We start from the raw sequence: 1311 nt of genomic DNA on the forward strand, positions 1-1311 counted from the left end.
GCCGTCGTGCGACACGTTCAAGCACGGTGGCCCCAACGGGTTCCTGGACTTGTTCACGAAGGATTCCTCGTACGCGAAGCAGTGGAAGTACACCAACGCTCCGGACGCGGATGCCCGTGCGGTGCAGGTGGCGCTGCTGGCTCAGCAGTGGGCCACGGAGCAGGGCAAGGGATCGCAGATCGCGCCCGAGATCGCCAAGGCCGCGAAGATGGGCGACTACCTGCGGTACGCCATGTTCGACAAGTACTTCAAGCGCATCGGCAACTGCACGAGCCCGAGTTCGTGCCCCGGCGGCACGGGCAAGAGCAGCGAGCACTACCTCATGTCCTGGTACTACGCGTGGGGTGGCGCGACGGACACGAGTGCCGGCTGGGCGTGGCGGATCGGTGACGGCGCTTCGCACCAGGGTTACCAGAACCCCCTCGCGGCCTACGCGCTGTCGAACGTCCCGGCGCTCAAACCGCTGTCCGCCACCGGACAACAGGACTGGTCCACCAGTCTGAACCGGCAGATGGAGCTGCTGCAGTGGCTCCAGTCGGCGGACGGCGCGCTGGCCGGTGGTGTCACGAACTCCTGGGAGGGTCAGTACGGCACTCCTCCCGCTGGCACGCCGACGTTCTACGGCATGTTCTACGACCCGCACCCGGTGTGGCGTGATCCGCCGTCGAACCGCTGGTTCGGTTTCCAGGTGTGGGGTCTGGAGCGCACGGCCGCGCTCTACCGCATGACCGGTGACGCCCGTGCGAAGAAGATCCTCGACAAGTGGGTGACCTGGGCGCTGGCGAACACCACGACGGGTGCGAACTTCCAGATCCCGGCTGATCTGGAGTGGACTGGCGCGCCGGACACGTGGAACGCCACGAACCCCGGTGCGAACGCCAACTTGCACGTACGGGTGGTCAACAAGAACCAGGACGTCGGTGTGGCCGCGTCCTACGCCAAGGTGTTGCTGAACTACGCGGCCAAGTCGGGCAACGCCCAGGCGAAGGCCACCGGCGAAGCGCTTCTCACAGGCTTGTTGGCGCACCAGGACAGCATCGGCATCGCCACGCCCGAGGTCCGGACCGACTACAACCGTTTCGACGACACGTACAACGCCACCACCGGCGAGGGTCCGTACGTGCCACCGGGCTGGACCGGGAAGATGCCCAACGGCGACCAGATCGCCCAGGGCTCGTCGTTCCTGTCGATGCGGTCGATGTTCAAGAACGACCCGCAGTGGCCCAAGGTCCAGTCCTATCTGAACGGTGGTCCCGCACCGGAGTTCACCTACCACCGGTTCTGGGCCCAGACCGAGATCGCCACCGCATT

The 1311-nt window shown here is 65.9% G+C and carries 1 protein-coding gene; it reads left to right on the forward strand.

The annotated features are described in order from the left end of the window. The coding region (locus UK23_RS44740) for a glycoside hydrolase family 48 protein (protein ID WP_045317928.1) at nucleotides 1-1311 on the forward strand (1311 nt) is incomplete at both ends.

It is taken from the genome of Lentzea aerocolonigenes (assembly GCF_000955955.1).
Lineage (GTDB): Bacteria > Actinomycetota > Actinomycetes > Mycobacteriales > Pseudonocardiaceae > Lentzea > Lentzea aerocolonigenes_A.